Source organism: Corallococcus sp. CA047B (assembly GCF_003612065.1).
In the GTDB taxonomy this organism is placed as follows: Bacteria; Myxococcota; Myxococcia; order Myxococcales; family Myxococcaceae; genus Corallococcus; species Corallococcus praedator.
The window spans coordinates 1-17,699 of sequence record NZ_RAWD01000207.1; the positions used below are offsets into that span (position 1 = coordinate 1).

General features: G+C 69.2%; 17 protein-coding genes and 1 pseudogene. 11 read left to right on the forward strand and 7 right to left on the reverse strand.

From position 1 onward, the window contains the following. The 10 genes from D7X74_RS27295 to D7X74_RS27340 all read left to right on the forward strand — a co-directional run. Positions 1-1,154: inositol-3-phosphate synthase (locus tag D7X74_RS27295; protein WP_120535940.1), on the forward strand; the 1,154-nt coding region annotated here is incomplete at its 5' end. 9 nt (positions 1,155-1,163) lie between these two features. Continuing rightward, positions 1,164-2,099, forward strand: coding sequence for a hypothetical protein (locus tag D7X74_RS27300; protein ID WP_120535941.1), 936 nt, complete (start codon positions 1,164-1,166; stop codon positions 2,097-2,099). After that, positions 2,096-3,310, forward strand: coding sequence for a bifunctional 2-polyprenyl-6-hydroxyphenol methylase/3-demethylubiquinol 3-O-methyltransferase UbiG (locus tag D7X74_RS27305; protein WP_120535954.1), 1,215 nt, complete (start codon positions 2,096-2,098; stop codon positions 3,308-3,310). Before D7X74_RS27300 ends, D7X74_RS27305 begins: the two co-directional genes overlap by 4 nt. A 2-nt stretch (positions 3,311-3,312) precedes the next feature. Then, on the forward strand, positions 3,313-4,347 hold the full coding sequence (locus D7X74_RS27310) for a Gfo/Idh/MocA family protein (RefSeq protein WP_120535942.1): 1,035 nt from the start codon (positions 3,313-3,315) through the stop codon (positions 4,345-4,347). Beyond that, a complete protein-coding gene (locus D7X74_RS27315) occupies positions 4,338-5,171 on the forward strand; it encodes a hypothetical protein (protein ID WP_120535943.1) in 834 nt (277 codons plus the stop codon). The genes D7X74_RS27310 and D7X74_RS27315 overlap by 10 nt, the downstream gene beginning before the upstream one ends. Beyond that, positions 5,168-6,643 (forward strand): YcaO-like family protein, encoded by a 1,476-nt coding sequence (locus D7X74_RS27320; protein WP_120535944.1) that lies wholly within the window; start codon positions 5,168-5,170, stop codon positions 6,641-6,643. The genes D7X74_RS27315 and D7X74_RS27320 overlap by 4 nt, the downstream gene beginning before the upstream one ends. Positions 6,644-6,709: 66 nt before the next feature. Next, positions 6,710-8,185: a YcaO-like family protein gene (locus tag D7X74_RS27325; protein WP_120535945.1), complete on the forward strand. Its 1,476-nt coding sequence runs from the start codon at positions 6,710-6,712 to the stop codon at positions 8,183-8,185. Between the two features lie 2 nt (positions 8,186-8,187). Beyond that, positions 8,188-9,054, forward strand: a complete 867-nt coding sequence (locus D7X74_RS27330) for a sugar phosphate isomerase/epimerase (protein WP_120535946.1) — start codon at positions 8,188-8,190, stop codon at positions 9,052-9,054. Beyond that, positions 9,051-10,337, forward strand: a complete 1,287-nt coding sequence (locus D7X74_RS27335; RefSeq protein ID WP_199732923.1) for a glycosyltransferase family 4 protein — start codon at positions 9,051-9,053, stop codon at positions 10,335-10,337. The genes D7X74_RS27330 and D7X74_RS27335 overlap by 4 nt, the downstream gene beginning before the upstream one ends. Next, positions 10,334-11,101, forward strand: coding sequence for a PIG-L deacetylase family protein (locus D7X74_RS27340; RefSeq protein WP_120535947.1), 768 nt, complete (start codon positions 10,334-10,336; stop codon positions 11,099-11,101). Before D7X74_RS27335 ends, D7X74_RS27340 begins: the two co-directional genes overlap by 4 nt. A 33-nt stretch (positions 11,102-11,134) precedes the next feature. Here the strand turns inward: D7X74_RS27340 and D7X74_RS27345 are convergent, their stop codons facing one another. From D7X74_RS27345 to D7X74_RS27360, 4 genes are all read right to left on the reverse strand, one after another. Beyond that, the gene (locus D7X74_RS27345; protein ID WP_120535948.1) at positions 11,135-11,926 is read right to left on the reverse strand and encodes an immunity 49 family protein; all 792 of its coding nucleotides are present in this window, start codon (positions 11,924-11,926) and stop codon (positions 11,135-11,137) included. A gap of 17 nt (positions 11,927-11,943) precedes the next feature. After that, positions 11,944-12,528, reverse strand: a complete 585-nt coding sequence (locus D7X74_RS27350; protein WP_120535949.1) for an imm11 family protein — start codon at positions 12,526-12,528, stop codon at positions 11,944-11,946. 18 nt (positions 12,529-12,546) lie between these two features. After that, the gene (locus D7X74_RS27355) at positions 12,547-13,239 is read right to left on the reverse strand and encodes an AHH domain-containing protein (RefSeq protein WP_233602273.1); all 693 of its coding nucleotides are present in this window, start codon (positions 13,237-13,239) and stop codon (positions 12,547-12,549) included. Positions 13,240-13,418: 179 nt separating this feature from the next. Further along, positions 13,419-14,528: a beta-ketoacyl synthase N-terminal-like domain-containing protein gene (locus D7X74_RS27360; RefSeq protein WP_120535951.1), complete on the reverse strand. Its 1,110-nt coding sequence runs from the start codon at positions 14,526-14,528 to the stop codon at positions 13,419-13,421. A gap of 145 nt (positions 14,529-14,673) precedes the next feature. Between D7X74_RS27360 and D7X74_RS27365 the strand changes: the two genes are divergently transcribed. Further along, a protein-coding gene (locus D7X74_RS27365) for an IS5 family transposase (protein WP_120535952.1) occupies positions 14,674-15,479 on the forward strand; the annotation gives its coding sequence in 2 pieces (ribosomal slippage) (positions 14,674-15,019 and positions 15,019-15,479; 807 coding nt in all). Positions 15,480-15,485: 6 nt separating this feature from the next. Here the strand turns inward: D7X74_RS27365 and D7X74_RS27370 are convergent. From D7X74_RS27370 to D7X74_RS27380, 3 genes and pseudogenes are all read right to left on the reverse strand, one after another. Then, positions 15,486-16,280, reverse strand: a complete 795-nt coding sequence (locus D7X74_RS27370; protein WP_120535953.1) for a hypothetical protein — start codon at positions 16,278-16,280, stop codon at positions 15,486-15,488. 34 nt (positions 16,281-16,314) lie between these two features. Further along, positions 16,315-17,382 (reverse strand): nicotinamidase, encoded by a 1,068-nt coding sequence (locus D7X74_RS27375; protein ID WP_120535956.1) that lies wholly within the window; start codon positions 17,380-17,382, stop codon positions 16,315-16,317. 20 nt (positions 17,383-17,402) lie between these two features. Beyond that, a pseudogene (locus D7X74_RS27380) lies at positions 17,403-17,699 on the reverse strand (hypothetical protein); the annotation flags it as partial.

Here is a 17,699-nt window from a genome sequence, read left to right on the forward strand (position 1 = left end):
GGATGGAGTTGTTGCGGCGGGGGCGGGTGGACACGCGAGGGTTGCCGCTCGCGGGCGCGAAGGACATGGGCCTCGCGGACTACGGCGCGCTGACGTTTGGCGGCTGGGACCTGTTCGAGGAGGACCTGGAGAAGGCGGCGCGCAACCACGCGGTGCTGACCGACAGCCAGATGGAGGCGGTGGCGCCCGTGCTCCGGAACATGCGGCCCTGGCCCGCGGCCTCCAACGCGAAGTTCTGCAAGAACGTCGTCGGCACGGCGACGAAGAAGACGCGCGGCCTGCGCGAACAGGTGCAGGCCATCCGCGAGGACCTCCTCCGCTTCAAGAAGGAGCAGGGCCTGGAGCGCGTGGTGGTCGTGAACCTGGCCTCCACGGAGAAGAGCGTGGACCTCACCCGGCCGGAGTTCGCCACGCCGGAGTCCTTCGAGAAGGCCCTGGACGCGAACGACGCGGACATCGGTCCGGCCATGCTCTACGCCTACGCGGCCATCGTGGACGGCATCCCGTTCGCCAACTTCACGCCCAGCGTCGCCGCGGACGTGCCCGCGCTGCTGGAGCTCGCGAAGCGCACCGGAGCGCCCATCGCCGGCAAGGACGGCAAGACGGGGCAGACGCTGCTCAAGACGGTGCTCGCCCCCGCCCTGCGCGACCGCGCGCTGCACGTGGACGGCTGGTACTCCACCAACATCCTGGGCAACCGCGACGGCGAGGCCCTCAACGACCCGGCGTCGAAGCAGAACAAGCTCGACACCAAGGGCGCGGCCCTGGACAGCATCCTTGGCTACAAGGTCCAGGACCACATCGTGCAGATCCAGTACTACCGCCCGCGCGGGGACAACAAGGAGGCCTGGGACAACATCGACGTCACGGGCTTCCTCGGGCAGCCCATGCAGATCAAGCTCAACTTCCTCTGCAAGGACTCCATCCTCGCCGCGCCCCTCGTCGTGGAGCTGGCGCGCACGCTGGACGTGGCCAAACGCCGGGGTGAGGGCGGCGTCATCGACGCGCTGGGGTGTTTCTTCAAGGCGCCCATGTCGCCAGACGGTCAGCCCGTCGAACACGCCATGGCAGAACAGCAGCGCCGCCTGATGGCCTGGCTGTCCAAGGGCCGCACGCGCAAGGCCGAGTCCACCCCCGAACGCATCAGGGGCTGAAACCCGGACATGAACGCACCCGCGCGTGACACGACGGTGGCCCCGGGCCATCTGGCGAAGCTCCGCCCGCTGCTGTCGGAGCTGATGGACCTCAAGCGGATCCGCACCCCGGACCATCCGGACGGCCTCGCGGCGCACGGCTTCCGTCGCGCCTGGGCGGCCCTCGTCGCGGGCATGGACCCCGGCACCGTGGCGCTCCAGGAGACGGCGCGCGCGGTGGCGGCGGTGCGGCTGGGCGGCCTGGACGCGGGCGTGCTCCAGCGCGCCGGCATGGCTCCCCGGGACACGCTCCTGGTGCTGCGCCGCGGGCTGGACGCGGTGGCGGGGCCCCTGGACCCCGACTTGCGGGAGCGGCTGTCCCAGGCGCTCTCGCAGGAGCTGGAGGCGCCCGGGCCCCACGCGCCGCCCGCGTTCGTGGAGCGGCTGGTGCACCAACCGCGCGCCGGGGCCACGTTCCCCGGCCGCGCGCGCATCCTCGTCCCACCGCAGGAAGGCCACGCGGACCACTGCTACGCGGTGGCGGTGGGCGCGGTGCTCGTCTCCCCGCGCTTCGGCGCGGACCCGGCCCTGCCCTTCCTGGCGGGGCTGTCGCATCACCTCTTCAACGCGGAGCTGCCGGACGCGGGCTACGCGGGCGAAGCGCTCCTGGAGGACCTGCTGGAGCCGCTCATGAAGGGGCTCACGCAGAAGGCCCTGGCCTCGCTTCCGGAAGCCCTGTCCCGGAGCGTGCGTCAGGCGCTGGAGCTCACCGGCCACCCGGACACGGCCGAGGCGCGGGCCTTCAACGCCGCGGACGCGCTGGACCGCGTGCTGGAGCTGGACGCCCACGCCCGCGCGGCGGGCTTCACCCTGCGCCAGGCGATGGAAGAGCTGGAGCTGATCCACCCGGGGCCCCTGCGGGCCTTCGGCAACGACGTCCTCGCGGAAGCGGCGGTGTGGCCATGAATCTCCTTCGCAGGTCTTCCGACGCGGTGGCACCGCGACTCCTCTCGCCGGACACGGGCCGGCCGCTGTCCCCCCGCACCCCGGCGACGCCCGACCTCTGGACGGACGGCACCGGACACTGGCCCGTGGTGGAGGGCATCCCCTTCCTGCGCACCGGCCGGGACGCGCTGCGCGACGCCGTCGTCCAGGCGCTGGAGCAGGGCGACCGCCGTCATGCGGTCGCGCTGCTGCTGCGGGACCAGGACGACCACGCGCGCACCCCGCCGCCCTCGCTCGACGAAGCGGCCGCCGTGGTGGCGGGCGTGGAGGACGGGACCATGGGCCTGCGCGAGGCCATGGACCGGCTGTGCTTCGGGCCGGTGGCCGCCTACTTCGCGCACCGGCAGTCGGCGCCCACCTTCCTGAGCGCGCTGGGACTGCTCGCGCAGCACTGGGACGCGCCGCCCCGCGTGGTGGAGGTCGCGTGCGGCATCGGGCAGGTGCTGCGCGAGGTGACGCTCCGGGGCACGCCCGGCGTGGGCCTGGACGTGGTGTTCGCCAGGCTGTGGCTCGCCCGCCACTTCATCGTGCCGGACGCCCTGCTCGTCTGCGTGGACGTCGCCGCGTCGGGCCTGCCCCTGTCGTGCGTGGAGGGGGCCACCGTGCTGTGCCACGACGCCTTCTATTTCCTGCCGGACAAGGAAGGGGTGCTGCTGGAGATGCGGCGCGTGGCCGGGGACACCGGCCGGGTGCTGGTGGGCCACGCCCACAACCGGCGGGTGGATCAGCGGGGCGTGGGCGGCACGCCGCTGAGTCCGGAGGAGTACGCGCGGCTGCTGCCCCAGGCCGCCTGCTACGACGACGCCGCGTTCGTCACCGGCTTCCTGGAGCAGCGCCCCGTCCCCGCCGCCACGCCGGAGGAGCTGCGGCACGCGGAGGCCCTCTGCTTCGCGTGGCCCGCGGACCCGGCCCGTCGCGCCATCGACTTCGGAGCGCCCGCGCCCGACGTGCGGCTGCGCCCCAACCCGCTGCTGACGACCCGGGACGGCCTGCTGTCTCCCGCCTGGCCCACGCCGGGGCTGGCCCTGGAGTACGCCAACGCCCACTACCTGCGCGGCGACAGCGCCGACGACACGGCCTTCTTCACGCGGGCCACCCGGGGCGCGATGCCGGACGAGCGCCCCGTCCTGCTGCGCCGCCGCTGGCTGCTCGACCTTCCGGAGAGGTGGTGACCATGTTCAATGCGAAGCCGGAGGCTCGAAAGCTGGGCTGGGCCGTGGTGGGTTGTGGCTGGGTGGCCCGGGACTACGTCATCCCCGCGCTCCAGGGGGCGCGCAACACGCGGCTGGTCGCGCTGTGTGATTCGGACGCGGAGGCGCTGATGCGCCCGCAGGCGGACGACGCCGCCCGGTACACCCAGCTGTCCTCGGTGTTGGAGGACAAGGCCGTGGACGCGGTCTACATCGCCACGCCCAACCACCTGCACGCGGCGATGACGGAGGCGTGCGCGGCGGCCGGCAAGCACGTGCTGTGCGAGAAGCCCATGGCCGTCACGGCGCAGGACGGGCTGCGCATGGTGGCGGCGTGTCAGCGCGCGGGCGTGCACTACGCCACCGCGTTCGACCAGCGCCACCACGCGGCGCACCGCAAGCTGCGCACGCTGGTGAAGGAGGGCGTGCTGGGCACCATCACCCAGGCGCGCATCCACTACGCCTGCTGGCTGCCCGCGGACTGGACCCCGGGCAACTGGCGCATCGACCCGGAGCAGGCCGGCGGCGGCGCGATGATCGACCTGGCGCCGCACGGGCTGGACCTGCTGGAGGTGCTGCTGGGGGATGAATGGCAGTCGCTCACCGCCATGGTGCAGCGGCGCGTGCACGACTACGCGGTGGACGACGGCGCGGTGCTGATGGGGCAGTTCAAGAGCGGTACGCTGGGGCTGTTGCAGGTGGCCTACAACTGCCCGGACGCGTACCCCCGGCGCACGCTGGAGCTCATCGGCACGAAGGCGCGGGCGCTGGCGTACAAGACGATGGGCCAGACGCCCGGCGGCTCGCTGTCGCTCACCGACGCGAAGACGGGCGAGGAGACCTGGGTCCACCTGTCGCCGGAGGAGGACCGCAGTCCCTTCCTCCATCAGGTGGAGTCCTTCACCACGTGCGTGCTGGAGGGCCGGCCGCAGCCGTTCCCACCCGAGCGCGACGTGCGCCTCGTGGGCCTGCTCGGCCAGGCGACGCACTCCGGAAGGGCGTTCCCGCCATGTCACTGACCCGCTACGCCTGCACCCACTGCGGCACGTGGCAGCCGGGCTTCGCCCACGAACCGCCCACGGGCTGTCCCACCTGCCTGGACGTGCGCAACGCCCTGCCGCGCGACGGCTGGAACTTCCAGACGGCGGGCCAGGTGTCGGAGCGGCTGTCCACGCGCTGGGAGCAGACGCTTCCCGGCATCTGGGGCTTCACCTGCGAGCCGTCCTTCGGCCTGGGCTCCACCGGGTGGCTGCTGCACCGGCCCGAAGGCAACATCGCGTTCGAGGGCGCGCCCTGGTACTCGAAGCCGGCGCTGGAATACCTGGAGGTGATGGGCGGCATCCGGGTGCTGTCCGCGTCGCACCCGCACGGCTTCGGGGCGCTGTGGCAGTTGCAGGAGCACTTCGATCCGCTGCTCGTGCTGCACAAGGACGCGGTGCCGTACACCAAGGCCTTCCAGGTGCGCTGGCCGGTGGATGACGAGCACGAACTGGCGCCGGACCTGACGCTGCACTGCGTGGGCGGCCACTACGAGGGCCAGACGGTGATGTACGACGCGCGCACCCGCTCCCTGTTCTGCGGGGACGCGCTGAAGGTGGACCTGGACGCGCGCGGCAAGCCCACGGCGCTGTCGTGTCACAAGGGCTTCCACTACGCGATTCCGCTGAGCCACGGAGAGCTGCGCCGCTACCGCGCGGTGCTCAAGCAGCTCCCGTTCGAGAACGTCTTCACGACCTTCGAGTTCGCCCGGGGCGTCACCCGCGAGCACGCGCTCGCGCTGTTCGACCGGCTGCTCGAAGGCATGCCGCACACCCGTCCCCTTTCATTGGAGGAATTGTCATGAGCGTTTCCCAGGCCCTGGATGCCTATTTCCGCGCCGTGTCCACGGGCGCGCTGCAGACGTTCCGCATCGACCCCATCGACCGGCTGGGCATCCCGGTGGTCTCCTCGAGCCTGCGGATGGGCAGCGCGCCCGGCGCGGTGTCGCATTGCAGCAGCTACGGGGTCACGGAGGAAGACGCGCACGTGGGCGCGCTGGGCGAGCTGGTGGAGGAGACCTTCGCCGAGCAGGCGCTGAAAAAGATGCCCCGCGTGCACGGCAGCTACGCGGCCCTGGTGCGCGACCGGGGGCCCACGGCGGTGGCCGACCCGCTCACGCTGGGGCTGCCGGCGGGCAGTCCGTACCGGCCCGACATGCCGCTCGTCTGGGTGGAGGCGCAAAGGCTCTCCACGGGGGAGAAGGTGCTGGTGCCGGAGGAGTTCGTCGCCATCCACCCCGGGCAGCTCCAGGGGAAGTCCCCCCTCATCACGCCCATCACCAACGGCCAGGGCGCGGGGCTGACACGGCACCAGGCGCTGGCGCATGGCCTGCTGGAGCTGCTGCAACGCGATGGCAACGGGCTCCAGTACCGCGCCATGGACCAGGGTGTGGTGCTGGACCTGGAGGGCGCGGAGCTGTCACCGGACGTGCGAGCCCTCCTGAAGCGCTATGAGCGCGCGGGCGTGGAGGTGATGGCGAAGCTTGCGAGCACGGACTTCGGCATCGTGAACGTGTACGTCGTGGGCCGCGACCTGTCCGTGGACGACCATCCGCTGATGGTGACCGCGTGCGGCGAGGCGGCGGATCCGGACCGGGACCGGGCGCTGCGCAAGGCGCTGCTGGAGTACGCCGGCTCGCGAGCGCGCAAGGCGTTCGCGCACGGGCCGCTGAGCGAGGTGGCCCGCATCGCGACGGAAGAATACCTGGAGCGCTTCGTCCCCCTGGTGGACCTGGACGCGGAGGAGCCGCGCGCGCTGCACGGCATGGCGGAGTGGGCGCGGATGCCCGCCGCGGAGCTGCGCGAGCTGACGGCGTGCACCCTGATGATCCGGCGCAAGGTGCGCTTCGATGACCTGCCCCGCGCGCCAGCGGCGGAGGACCCGTCGCTCAGGTGCGACCACGTGGTGCGCCAGCTCCAGGCGGCGGGCTTCGACATCCTGGTCGCGGACATGTCCCCGGCCGGACACGCGGTCCATGTGGTGAAGGTGCTGGTGCCCGGGTTGGAGGTGGAGACGATGACCTACTCCCGACTGGGTGAGCGCAACGTGGCGCGGCTGCTGGAGCGGCGCGACCCGCTGGTGGGGCTGGGCGCCCCGCCGCCGGGAGCGCAGCCGGTACGGCTGACGCCGGAGGCCGAGGAGCGACTGGGCGGATCCGCCTGGTTCAACGTGCGACTGGCCGGAGCGCGCTTGGGACGTCTGTATCCGCTCTACCGGGAGCCGGACCGCCACGCCGTCGCCGCGCTGCTCGCGAGCCGTCGCTTCGGCGGGGATTGAACCGCGCAGCCCGTGCTGCCGTGCCCCGCTTCGCCCTCGCGTGTGTTGCCTTTGGAGAACCCGTTCATGAGCCTTGCCCAAGCCCTGGATGCCTATTTCCACGCCCTGCCCGCGGGCGAGCTGCACCTGTTCCGCATCGACGCCCTCGACCGCCTGGGCGTGCCGGTGACCCTCTCCAGCCTGCGGATGGATGATGGGCCCCACGGCGTGACGCAGGGCAACGGCCATGGCAACACCGAGGACGAGGCCCGCGTCGGAGCCCTGGGCAAGCTTGCGGAGGACACCTTCGCCGAGCTCGCGATGAAGCGGATGCCCCGGGTGCACGGCAGCTACGCGACCCTGGTGCGCGCACGGGGACCCACGGCGGTGGCCGACCCGCTCACGCTGGGCCTGCCCGCGGGCAGTCCCTACCGCCCGGACATGCCGCTCGTCTGGGTGGAGGTGAAGCGGCTCTCCACGGGCGAACGGGTGCTGGTGCCGGAGGAGTTCGTCGCCATCCATCCCGGGCAGTTGCAGGGCAGGTCCCCCCTCATCAGGCCCATCACCCACGGCCAGGGCGCGGGGCTCACGCGGCAGCAGGCCCTGGCGCACGGCCTGCTGGAGCTGTTGCAACGCGATGGCAACGGGCTCCAGTCCCGCGCCATGGACCAGGGCGTGGTGCTGGACCTGAAGGGCGCGGAGCTGACCTCGGATGCGAGCGCCCTGCTGGAGCGCTATGAGCGCGCGGGCGTGGAGGTGATGGTGAAGCTGGCGAGCACGGACTTCGGCCTCGTGAATGTGTACGTCTTGGGCCGCGACCTGTCCGTGGGGGACCAGCCCCTGATGGTGACCGCGTGCGGCGAGGCGGCGGACCCGGACCGGGACCGGGCGCTGCGCAAGGCGCTGCTGGAGTACGCCTGCTCCCGGGCGCGGCTGGCCTTCTCGCACGGCCCGTTGAGCGAGGTGGGCCGCGTCGCCCCCAAGCAATACATGGAGCGCATCCTGCCCCAGGTGAACCCAGACATGGAGGAGCCGCGGGCGATGCGCGGCATGCTGGAGTGGGCGCGGATGTCATCCGCGGCGCTGCGCGAATTGACGGCGTGCACCCTGACGAACCGGCGCACGGTGCGCTTCGAGGAGCTGCCCCGGGTGCCGGTGGTGGAGGACCCGTCGCTGCGCTGTGAGCACGTGGTGCGTCAGCTCCACGCGGCGGGCTTCGACATCCTGGTCGCGGACATGTCTCCGCCAGGGCATCCGGTGCACGTGGTGAGGGCGCTGGTGCCCGGGCTGGAGGTGGAGACGATGACCTACGCCCGGCTGGGCGAGCGCAACCTGATGCGGCTGTTGGAGCGGCGCGACCCGCTGGTGGGCATGGGGGCGCCGCCACCGGGAGCACAGCCGGTGCGCCTGACGCCGGAGGCCGAGGAGCGGCTGGGCGGGCCCGCCTGGCTCAACGTGAAACTGGCGGAGGCGCGCGTGGGCGGGCTGTATCCGCTCTATCGCGAGCCGACCGCGCACGCGGTGGCCGCGCTGCTCTCCAGCCGCCGCTTCGGGGGGCAATGACCATGGCACCGCGCTTCGCCTACAACACCAATGGCGTGTCCAACCACCGCTTCGAGGACGCGCTGCGGCTCATCGCGGACAGCGGCTACGACGGCGTGGCGCTGACGCTGGACCACCATCACTTCGACCCGTTCGCCCCGGACTTCGAGCGGCGCACGGAGCAGCTGGCCGCGCTGCTGGAGAGGCTGGGCCTGGGCCTGGTGGTGGAGACGGGGGCGCGCTTCCTCCTGGATCCGCGCAGCAAGCACGAACCCACGCTCATCACCCCGGACGCGCAAGGACGCGAGCGCAGGCTGGAGTTCCTCAAGCGCGCGGTGGACGTGTGCGCGACGTGCCGGGGGGAGGCGGTGTCGTTCTGGGCGGGGGTGCCCCGTCCGGGGGTGACGCAGGAGCTGGCGTGGCCATGGTTGGTGGAGGGGGTGGCCCGGCTGGCGGACCACGCGGCCTTACGCGGGGTGGTGCTGGCGGTGGAGCCGGAGCCGGGGATGTTGGTGGAGACGGTGGACGCGTGGCGCCAGTTGCAGGTGAGCGTGGCGGCGAAGGGAGCGGCGCCGGTGCGGCTGGCGCTGGACGTGGGACACCTGCTGGTGACGCAGGAGCGGACGCCGGCGGAGGCGGTGCGCGAGTTCGCGCCGGTGCTGGGAACGGTGGCGCTGGAGGACATGAAGCGCGGCGTGCATGAGCACCTGCCGTTCGGTGAGGGGGACGTGGACGTGCCGTCCGTCCTGCGCGAGCTGATGCGCGTGGGGTACGACCGGCTCATCTGCGTGGAGCTGTCCAGGGATGCGCACCGGGCGCACGAGATGGTGCCCGGCGCGTTGGCGTGGTTGCGGGCGCGCCTGCCGACGGGCGCGGAGGTGGCGGCGTGAACGAACTGAACCGGCTGCGGATCTGCTTCATCTCCCGGCGCTTCTTCCCGGCGATCTCCGGGATGAGTGTCTATGCGCTCAACCTGGTGCGGGAACTGGTGGCGTGCGGGCATGACGTGACCATGGTGAGCCAGTACCGCAACGACCCGGCGGGCATGGCGGTGTACGGGGGCGGGCCACCGCCGGGGATTCCAGGCGCGCACGTGCTGGGGTGTGAGTCCCGGGGCGAGCAGCGCATCAACCACGGCCAGCCCGCGAGCTTCGAGCAGGACGTGGAGGACCTGGTGGACACGGTGATTCGCGAGCACCGGCGCCGGCCCTTCGACATCATCCACGCGCAGTATGGCTATCCCTGTGGCCTCGCGGCGCTGGAGGCGGCGCGGCGGCTGGGCCTGCCCAACGTGGTGTCCATCCAGGGCGGGGACGGGCACTGGGTGGGGACGTGCTGTGACACGCACAAGCAGGCGATGCTCGCGGTGCTGGGCCACTCCGGGGCGGTGCTGATTGGCAGCCGGTCCTTCGCGGAGGAGGTGCACGGGCACCACGGCACGCCGCTGAACCGGTTCACCATCGTGCCGGGCGCCACGGACACCCAGCGCTTCCATCCCAGGAACGGGCGGGCGCTCGGGGAGCTCGGGGAGGTGCCGGTGCTGCTGTACCACGGCCGGGTGGACGCGAGGAAAGGCGTGATGGAGCTGCTGGACGCGGTGAAGCGGCTGGTGGCGGAGGGGCGCCGGCTGAAGCTGCGCGTGTCTGGGATTGGACCGGACGTGGAGGCGGTGCGGGCGAAGGTGGCGGCGGAGGGGCTGCGGGACACGGTGGAGATGGTGGGCGCGTCCAGCTACGCGGAGGCGCCGGACCTGTACCGGAGCGGGGACCTCTTCGTGTCGCCCACATATTCAGAAGGGTTCTCCAACACGCTGCTGGAGGCGATGGCCTCCGGGCTGCCCATCGTGTCCACCCAGGCGGTGGGGGTGGTGGACTGCCTGGAGGACGGGCGGGACGCGCTGCTGGTGCCGCCCAAGGACAGCGACGCGCTGGCGAACGCCATCGCCTGCCTGCTGGACGACGCACCGCTGCGCAAGCGCCTGGCGACCACGGCGCTGGAGGAGGTGCGCAAGCTGTACTCGTGGCGGGCCGTGGGACGCAGGATTCAAGGCATCTACACGGAGCTGACGGGCACGCGGCCGGACACGCAGTGGACGAACCTGTATGACCCGGCGACGACGCAGGAGAGCGCGGACCCGACGTGTCGCTTCCGGGCCTCGCCGCACCTCCTATGAGCACGGCCCTGTTCATCTCGCCGCACCTGGATGACGTGGCCTTCTCCTGCGGGGGCACGCTGGCGGCGTTGAAACAGAAGGGGTGGACGGTGGCGCTCGTCACCGTCTTCACCCGTTCGGTTCCGGAGCCGAAGGGCTTCGCGCTCCAATGCCAGACGTCGAAGGGCCTGGGGCCGGAGGTGGACTACATGGCCCTGCGACGCGAGGAGGACCGGGCCTTCGTGAAGCGTCTGGGCGTGGACGTGTCGGTGTGGGGCGACCTGGAGGAGGCGCCCCACCGGGGCTACGCGAGCCCCGCGGAGTTGTTCCAGCCGCCGCGAGCCAGCGACGTCGTCGGGGCCTGGGTGCGGGGGTGTCTGCGGCCGGTGCTGTGGGAGCTGAAGCCGGACCGCGTCTTCGTGCCCCAGGCGCTGGGAGGCCACGTGGACCACGTGCAGGTGGTGCGCGCGGTGCAGGGTCTGGGCATCCCGGGGAACCGGATCCTCTATTACCGGGACACGCCCTACGCCGTGCGACAACCGGACGCATTGCCGGACGCGACCCTGCCCCAAGGCCTGCAACCCCTGGCCGTGGACATCACGAAGCACCTGTCCCGGAAGCTGGAGGGCTGCGCCTGCTACAGCAGCCAACTGGGCTTCCAGTTCGGCGGCGAGGAGGGACTGGCGCCCACGCTCACCGCCTTCCACCAACGAGAGGCCCGCGCCTGGGGCCTCACCGGAGCCGCCGAGGTCTTCCTGAAGTCCAATGCCTTCCAGTCGTGCTAGGATTGCGAGTTGTCGCACTCCTGCGGAGAGGGCTCAAGCCCCCAACGTCCGCCACGGATCGTCGAAGGAGGCGAGGGGCGCCGACAGGGCGACGTCTGGCATGAAGCGCTGAGGCAAGACGTCTCCCATGCCCAGATGGGAAGCCAGTCGGGCCAGCGCCAGGCCCTCGACGAAGACAAAGGTCTGGGTCTGCGCGTCTTCCGGTGCAATCGAATCCAACTCGCGCAGCTCCGCGAACCAGGCAGCGTGCTCGCCGCCCATGCCTTCGAGGGCAAGTGCCAACCCTGCATCGTCCTCATGGATGAGTGCCGAACTGGCGTCGTAGCGGAACGACAGCGTCGGGTCCTTTTCCGCATCCAACGCACGGAGCTTCTCCTGCTGCTGCTGCGTGTCATCGCCCCGCGCCAGGGACATGATGACGTCGAAATACAGGAAGAGGATGGGGTCTTCCATTCCGGGATGGGGCCGCGCAGGGAGGAGCGTGGCAATCTCCGCGGCCAGTGGGAAGTCGCCCGCCGCAAGCGCGTCCCAGAACGGATCTGCCCTGCTCCGGCAAAGGTAGTACGGGTCCACGGCCACACCCGCCCGGGCGTGCCTGAGCATGAACGCATAGGCCCTGGCGCTCTGTTGAAGGTGCTGGGAATACGCCTGCACGTCCAGAGTGCCCAGCAGGTGCGCGATGGCCAGTCGGCGGTGGTCCAGGCAGATTTTCAGGAACGCAGCACCGTCGAGCTGTCCCTGCGCCAATCTGCCGACCGCGCGAGGGAGCCCCTGGGCGATTTCGAATGCGAGATTATCAACAGTGATGTCGAGATCTGTCTTCATGAAAGCCCGATGGCCCGTTAGAGGATGATTTCCGTGTCGAGGTCGAGCGTCGCCAGCCCTGTCACCCCTTGCTCTCGGAGCAATTGCAAGAGGTCCGAGCGGATGATGAATTCGTGCATCATCTGTTTCAGGCGGAACAGCTTCTTGTCCGCGGGGATCCTGTCGAGGTGGAGATTGAGCCTATACAGATTGGCAATGCCTCCAGGCTCAAGCGGATCTTCGTCGAACTTCGATCGTGCGGCGTCCAGACAATCCACGCTGCCAATCAGATTGGCCACGGCGTAGTCCCGGCTGACCACGGAGCCCCTCTTGTTCGCCAGTTCGAAAGGAAGGTACTCGACATCCGAGACCCGTTCCGCCTCGAACAAGGTGCGGACTCGGGGGGAGATCATCAGCAGCGACAGGATATTCGGAAGCAGATCAGGAGCCATCTCCCCCGCGCGCTTGTCCATTTCAAAGCGCGAAGTCGCAGGGAAGTCAGGTCCGAACGGAACGCCTTCCAGCAATCGCCAGTCCTTGAGGATGGTTTCCGGCGTCCGTTTGATGCTGCAGAATCTGGGATCGTAGGGGGTTGTAACGATATGGAAGTTGAAGCTCGGCATCTCGAATCCTCAATGAGTCTAGATGGACTCCAGTTCGTCCAACGAGACCCCGGGTGGCATCGCCTTGAGGGCAGCAAGGAGCTTGTCGGACAAGAGGTTCATCGCCTTCTTGATCTGGGTGACGTTCTCGTCATTGAGTTTGTGCGGGTTACCCGATGCAAGCACCTTTTTCAGTTGAGCCGCGATCCGGCGCAGATGCTTCTCACACGTTTGCGAGTACGTGGGATGGCTCATCTGACCGTAGGGACAATGAATGGGCAGCCCCAGCACCCGCCCCACGAAGCTCTCCTTGGGGAGCAGAACGATGTTCTGGCCGCAGTTCATGTTGTAGAGCGACGTCATCAACAAAAACAAGCGCTTCGCGCCGTCCGGCCCACCACCGATGTATTCGTTGATGGCCCCGTTCGGAATCATGTGGTGCCAGTTGTGGTAGTAGGGCCGGTGCATTCCCCCTTCAGGGTCGTGCGCCTTGGGCACGAAGTTCTTCGGGTGCGTGGGCTCGCCGATGAACCATGCCTTCGGGTCGCGGTCCAGGACCCGGCTGGTGTAACGGACGCTGTGCCGGTATTTCTTGATGAAGTCGCGCAGCCGCAGGCCGAGCTCGCCGGACGTCTCTCCCGAGCGCCTCTCCTTCCGCGTCGCGGCGTCGAAGATCTCACGATCCGCCTTGTCACGGTCGATCCAAGAGCGGCGGAGCGGCTTGTTGTACATGCCTGAGCGTGCCGCCGTCCTGCTGAGCTGATATCCATTCCATTGGTAGTCGCACGGACTGCTCTTCCTGGCCGACTCATGGCGGAGAATGCATGCCCCCTTGTCATGGAGGTCATTCTTCGTCATCTGCGTGATGTGTTCCGCTGACTGAGCCATGACTCCCCCTGCTGTCGAGGTTCCTATCCAACCTGGGATACGTCCCGTGTTGGAGCGCGCAACACCAGTGCTCCTTTGGTTCCTGCGTAGGATGACATGCCAATGAGTGCGTAGGGCGAGCCCGCATAACGCCGTGCGAACGCGCGCACGGCCATGCACACCGCGAGCGGACCCGTCGCGGCACCGGTTTCACCAAACGACGCAGGAGGAAACCATGCGCGAGGTTCTCGCAGCAGCTCCACGCCAGCCAACCGGACGAGAGCCGTGCCCCACTCCATCGCACGCCAGGGGTCCCCATTGAGATTGTGGATGACCAGCGCAGGCCCGGATTGCTTTTTGCGGACGGCCTCCAAGACGTTCCCCATCGCGGCGGCAAGACCGCTTCCATGGGAGGGGCCCGAAAAGCGGTGAGTCTCCTCGGTGGCCGCGGAGGTGGCCACCAGCTCCGCTTCGATGCGTGCGCCACGCTGGCGGGCAGGGACCGCCCTTTCCAGAAAGAAGAATGCCGCAGCCTCCCCTGGCATGAACCCCACCGGGTTTCCAACCGTCTTGAGCAACCGCAAGCGGGTCAGCATTTCGAGCGTCTTCCGCTCAAGAAACGAATCAACGCCTCCGATGAGGCAGCGCTCCACGACGCGCCGCCTCAGTAGCTCGCAAGCCTCGTGCACTGCTGTTGCGACACCGTGATGGTCTCCCCGCAGGACGAAGCGAAGTTCCTTGGGGATGGGCAGGGCGCCGAACTGGCAGAGTGCATCAACCAGGGACGCAGATGAGACGCGCTCGATGGACGCCCCTTCGGAGGGCTCTCCAACGCTTGAGAGGAAGGAGCTTCCCACATTGAGGAAGAAAGCCGTTCGCGAGAGGTCGTCTGACTGGAGCCCAGAGTACGCGAGCAGATTCCTGAGAGCGGCGGTCCCCAAACGAATCAGTCGGGCATCCCCCTGGAACCCGTCCGTCAGGGGGTGGCACTCATGACCCGCAATCGGAACGAACTCAATGACGTCATCGTCGATGGCCCCGAAAGCCGGAATCTCCCGGGCACGGTTGATGCCGGCCCGGGCCGCGGCGCATGCGGTGACCACGTCATCCAGGCTGCTCGCCAGGCCAAGACCTATGACGACAACGCCATTCAAGAGTTGGCACCTGGATGCACAGAAGTTCCCCCCTTCCTGCCTGGGCTGTAGATGTTAGCAGCAGGGTGACTTCCTCGCTTACAGCACCTAACGAAAGTCAGGACTGGACTGGCCGTCAGCAAGGGGCATCCTCAGCTTGAGGGACATGGCCCGTGAACTCGTCCCCGACGCCTTCTGGCAGCGCGTGGTGCCCCTGCTGCCTCCGCCTCGGCCGAAGAAGAAGCTGGGCCGCCCTCGGGCGGACGACCGGGCGGCGCTGGAGGCCATTGTCTTCGTGCTCAGGAGCGGCATCCCCTGGGAGATGCTGCCTCGCAAGCAGTTCGGCCTGTCGGGCATGACAGCCTGGCGCAGGTTGGAGGAGTGGACCCAGGCCGGCGTGTGGGAACAGCTCCAGGCGCGGCTGCTGGATGAGCTGGGGCTGCGAGGCAAGGTGGACTTCTCCCGCGCCTCCATCGACTCCTCGTCCGTGCGGGCGTCAAAAAGGGGGCCCTCACGGGCCCAAGCCCGACGGATAGAGCGAAGGCGGGTAGCAAGCATCATCTTCTCGTAGAGGCCCATGGGCTGCCTCTCACCGAGTCAGTGACGGCGGCCAACGTCCACGACACGCACGAACTCTTCCCCCTCGTCGATTCCGTCCCCGCGGTGAGGATGCCTTCGGGTCAGCGACGCTTCCGCCCTGCGAAGGTCCACGGCGACAAAGCCTATGCCTCCAGGAAGAACCGACTCGGATTGCGCCTGCGCGGCATTGCTCCGCGCATCGCCCGCCCAGGCGTGGAGTCCAAGGAACGGCTGGGACGCTACCGCTGGGTGGTGGAGCGCACGCTGGCCTGGAAGAACCAGCTGCGCCGGCTTCGCGTCCGCGACGAGCGCAGGGACGACGTCCACTTCGGCTTCCTCGTTCTCGGCTGCTGCGTCATGCTCCTAAGACGCCTCTATCCTGACATTTGTTAGAGGCTGTTAGCGTCCAAACCCGCCCAGCGCCGTGCGGCTGAAGCTTGCCGCACCCTGGCTGACGCGCACCGCGGATTGGCTGAACACCTGGAACGCGGCGCGGATCTCCTGTGCGCTCTGCCCCGGCGTGAGGATCCACCGGTCCGCGATGCCCATGCTCTGGAACACCTTGCGGAAATCCGTCGCGCCGTCGTCGATGCCCATCGCCGCCACGATGTGGTTCTCCACCCGGTGCAGGTCCTTCACAAGCGCCGCCACGTCCTTCGCCCGCGCCTTCTGCGAGCCCTGGTCCGCGCCGTCGGTAATCAACAGCGTCACCGTGCGCACCGGCACCCCGTTTCCGCTGAATTCCTGCGCCTTGGCCAGCACCGTGCCCAGCAGCACCACCGCGTTGTCATACAGCGGCGTGCCCATGTCCGCCGCGTAGTTGCCGGAGTGCATCCGCACCACGTCCTCCAGCGGCCGGAAGGGGTTGAGTACATGCCCGTTCAGGTAGCGCGTGTGGAACAGCACGCCGTCCTTCTGCTGGCTCGCCAGCAGCGCGTCCAGCACCAGGTTGTGCCCGTCGCACACCGTCTTCGTGTGCCCGGCGTGCGAGATGCTCCCCGAGTCATCCGGCATCACCGTCACCAGCACGACCTCGCTCGCCTGCACGTCGTCCACGTGCACGCCCAGGCCCGCTTGAATCTGGGCCCCCAGGTCCACCACCGTCAGCGCCTGCAGGCCCGCGGGGCTCAGCACCCCTTCCGCGTGCGCATCCTCGAAGAGCTTCTGGACCCCACCACCGTTCGCCTTGCTCATGTCCGTGTCTCCTTTCGGTCTTGAATGACAGACGTCACGCCAGGTGCAGGTCGGGCCAGCTCGCCAACGGGTCCGTGGACTTCACCAGGTGCATGCCCGCGTCCGCGAAGCGCTTGAGCGCCGCGTCCGCTTGCGGCGTGAAGTCCGCCGCGAAGCCGCCCTTGCCGTCCGGCACCGTCACCGACGACATGCAGTCCGTCAGCAGGTACACCTTCCGGGCCAGCGCGGCGTCCTGCGCGACAATCTCCCCCAGCAGGTCGTCGATGGAGCTCTTCACGCAGTGGCTGGCGGCCTGTCCGCCAATCACCACCGCGTCCGACGTGAGCAGCGTCTTCAGGAACTGCGTGTTGCGCTGCGCGAGCGGCTGGCCGTCATGCCGCATCAGCACCTCCGGCCGCAGCACCGAGTAGTTCTCCGTCAGCGGGTTGCCGCCCTTCACCTCCGCCCACGACTGCACGCCGCGCGCGAACGAGTGGAACAGCCGGGCCTCCTGCACCACGCCCGCCAGGGCGTGCCCGTCGCTGCCCAGCAGGCAGTGTGGCGGCCACAGGTAGAGCGTGTACTTGCCCGCCCGCTCCAGCTCCTCGCAGTAGTACTTCACCTGCTTGAGCAGCCACGGGTAGTTGCCGCCGCACAGCCACTTCGCCACCGCGGGATTCGGCCGCGCCTGGCCGCGCTCAATCTGCTCGCGCGTCACTTCCCTGTACGGCTGCAGCGGCTGGTCGTCCTGGTCCACCCAGAAGGACGGGAAGAAGATCTGGTAGGCGAAGTGCGTGTCCAGCGTCGCGGTGACGTTCGTCAGCGTCCCCAGGTTCCGGTAGATGAACTCCGCGATGCGGCGGTTGTCGTCGATGGCCCCCCGCCCGCTCCGCCCCGCGACGTATAGCGAGCCGTCCGGGAAGCAGAAGTCCTTCTGCACGTCGATGAGCAGCAGGTGCAGGTTGAACGTGTCCGTCGCAGACACCTTCACGCCCTGCGCCACCTTCCACGTGCCGGCCTCCTGCTGCAACCTGCCGGCGTTGGGGCCGTAGCCGTACTCCGCCGCATGGCTGGCATTGTAGAACCCGGGCAGCGGCAATTCCTTCGCGGTCGTCTTCTTCATGTCCATCCCCCTTGCGTGTTTCACGTCATCCGCAACACGGTGAGGGCCTGCGCCCCCACCACCGTCAATCCCTCTCGCGACAGCAGCAACTGGCACCCTGCGTCCACGAACGGCTCCGCGTCCGGGAACTCGCGCACGGCCTCCAGCTGGCCCTGCCGCGCCTCCACGCGCGTCAGCCCCGCGTCCGTGGCACAGAAGAGCGCGCCCCCCACCGCGCATTTCCCCCTCAACGTCCCCAGCCATGAGCCGTTCCCCGCATCGGCCCAATTGCTCGCGCGCACCGCCCCATCCGGCCCCAGCAGCACCGCGTGGTGCAC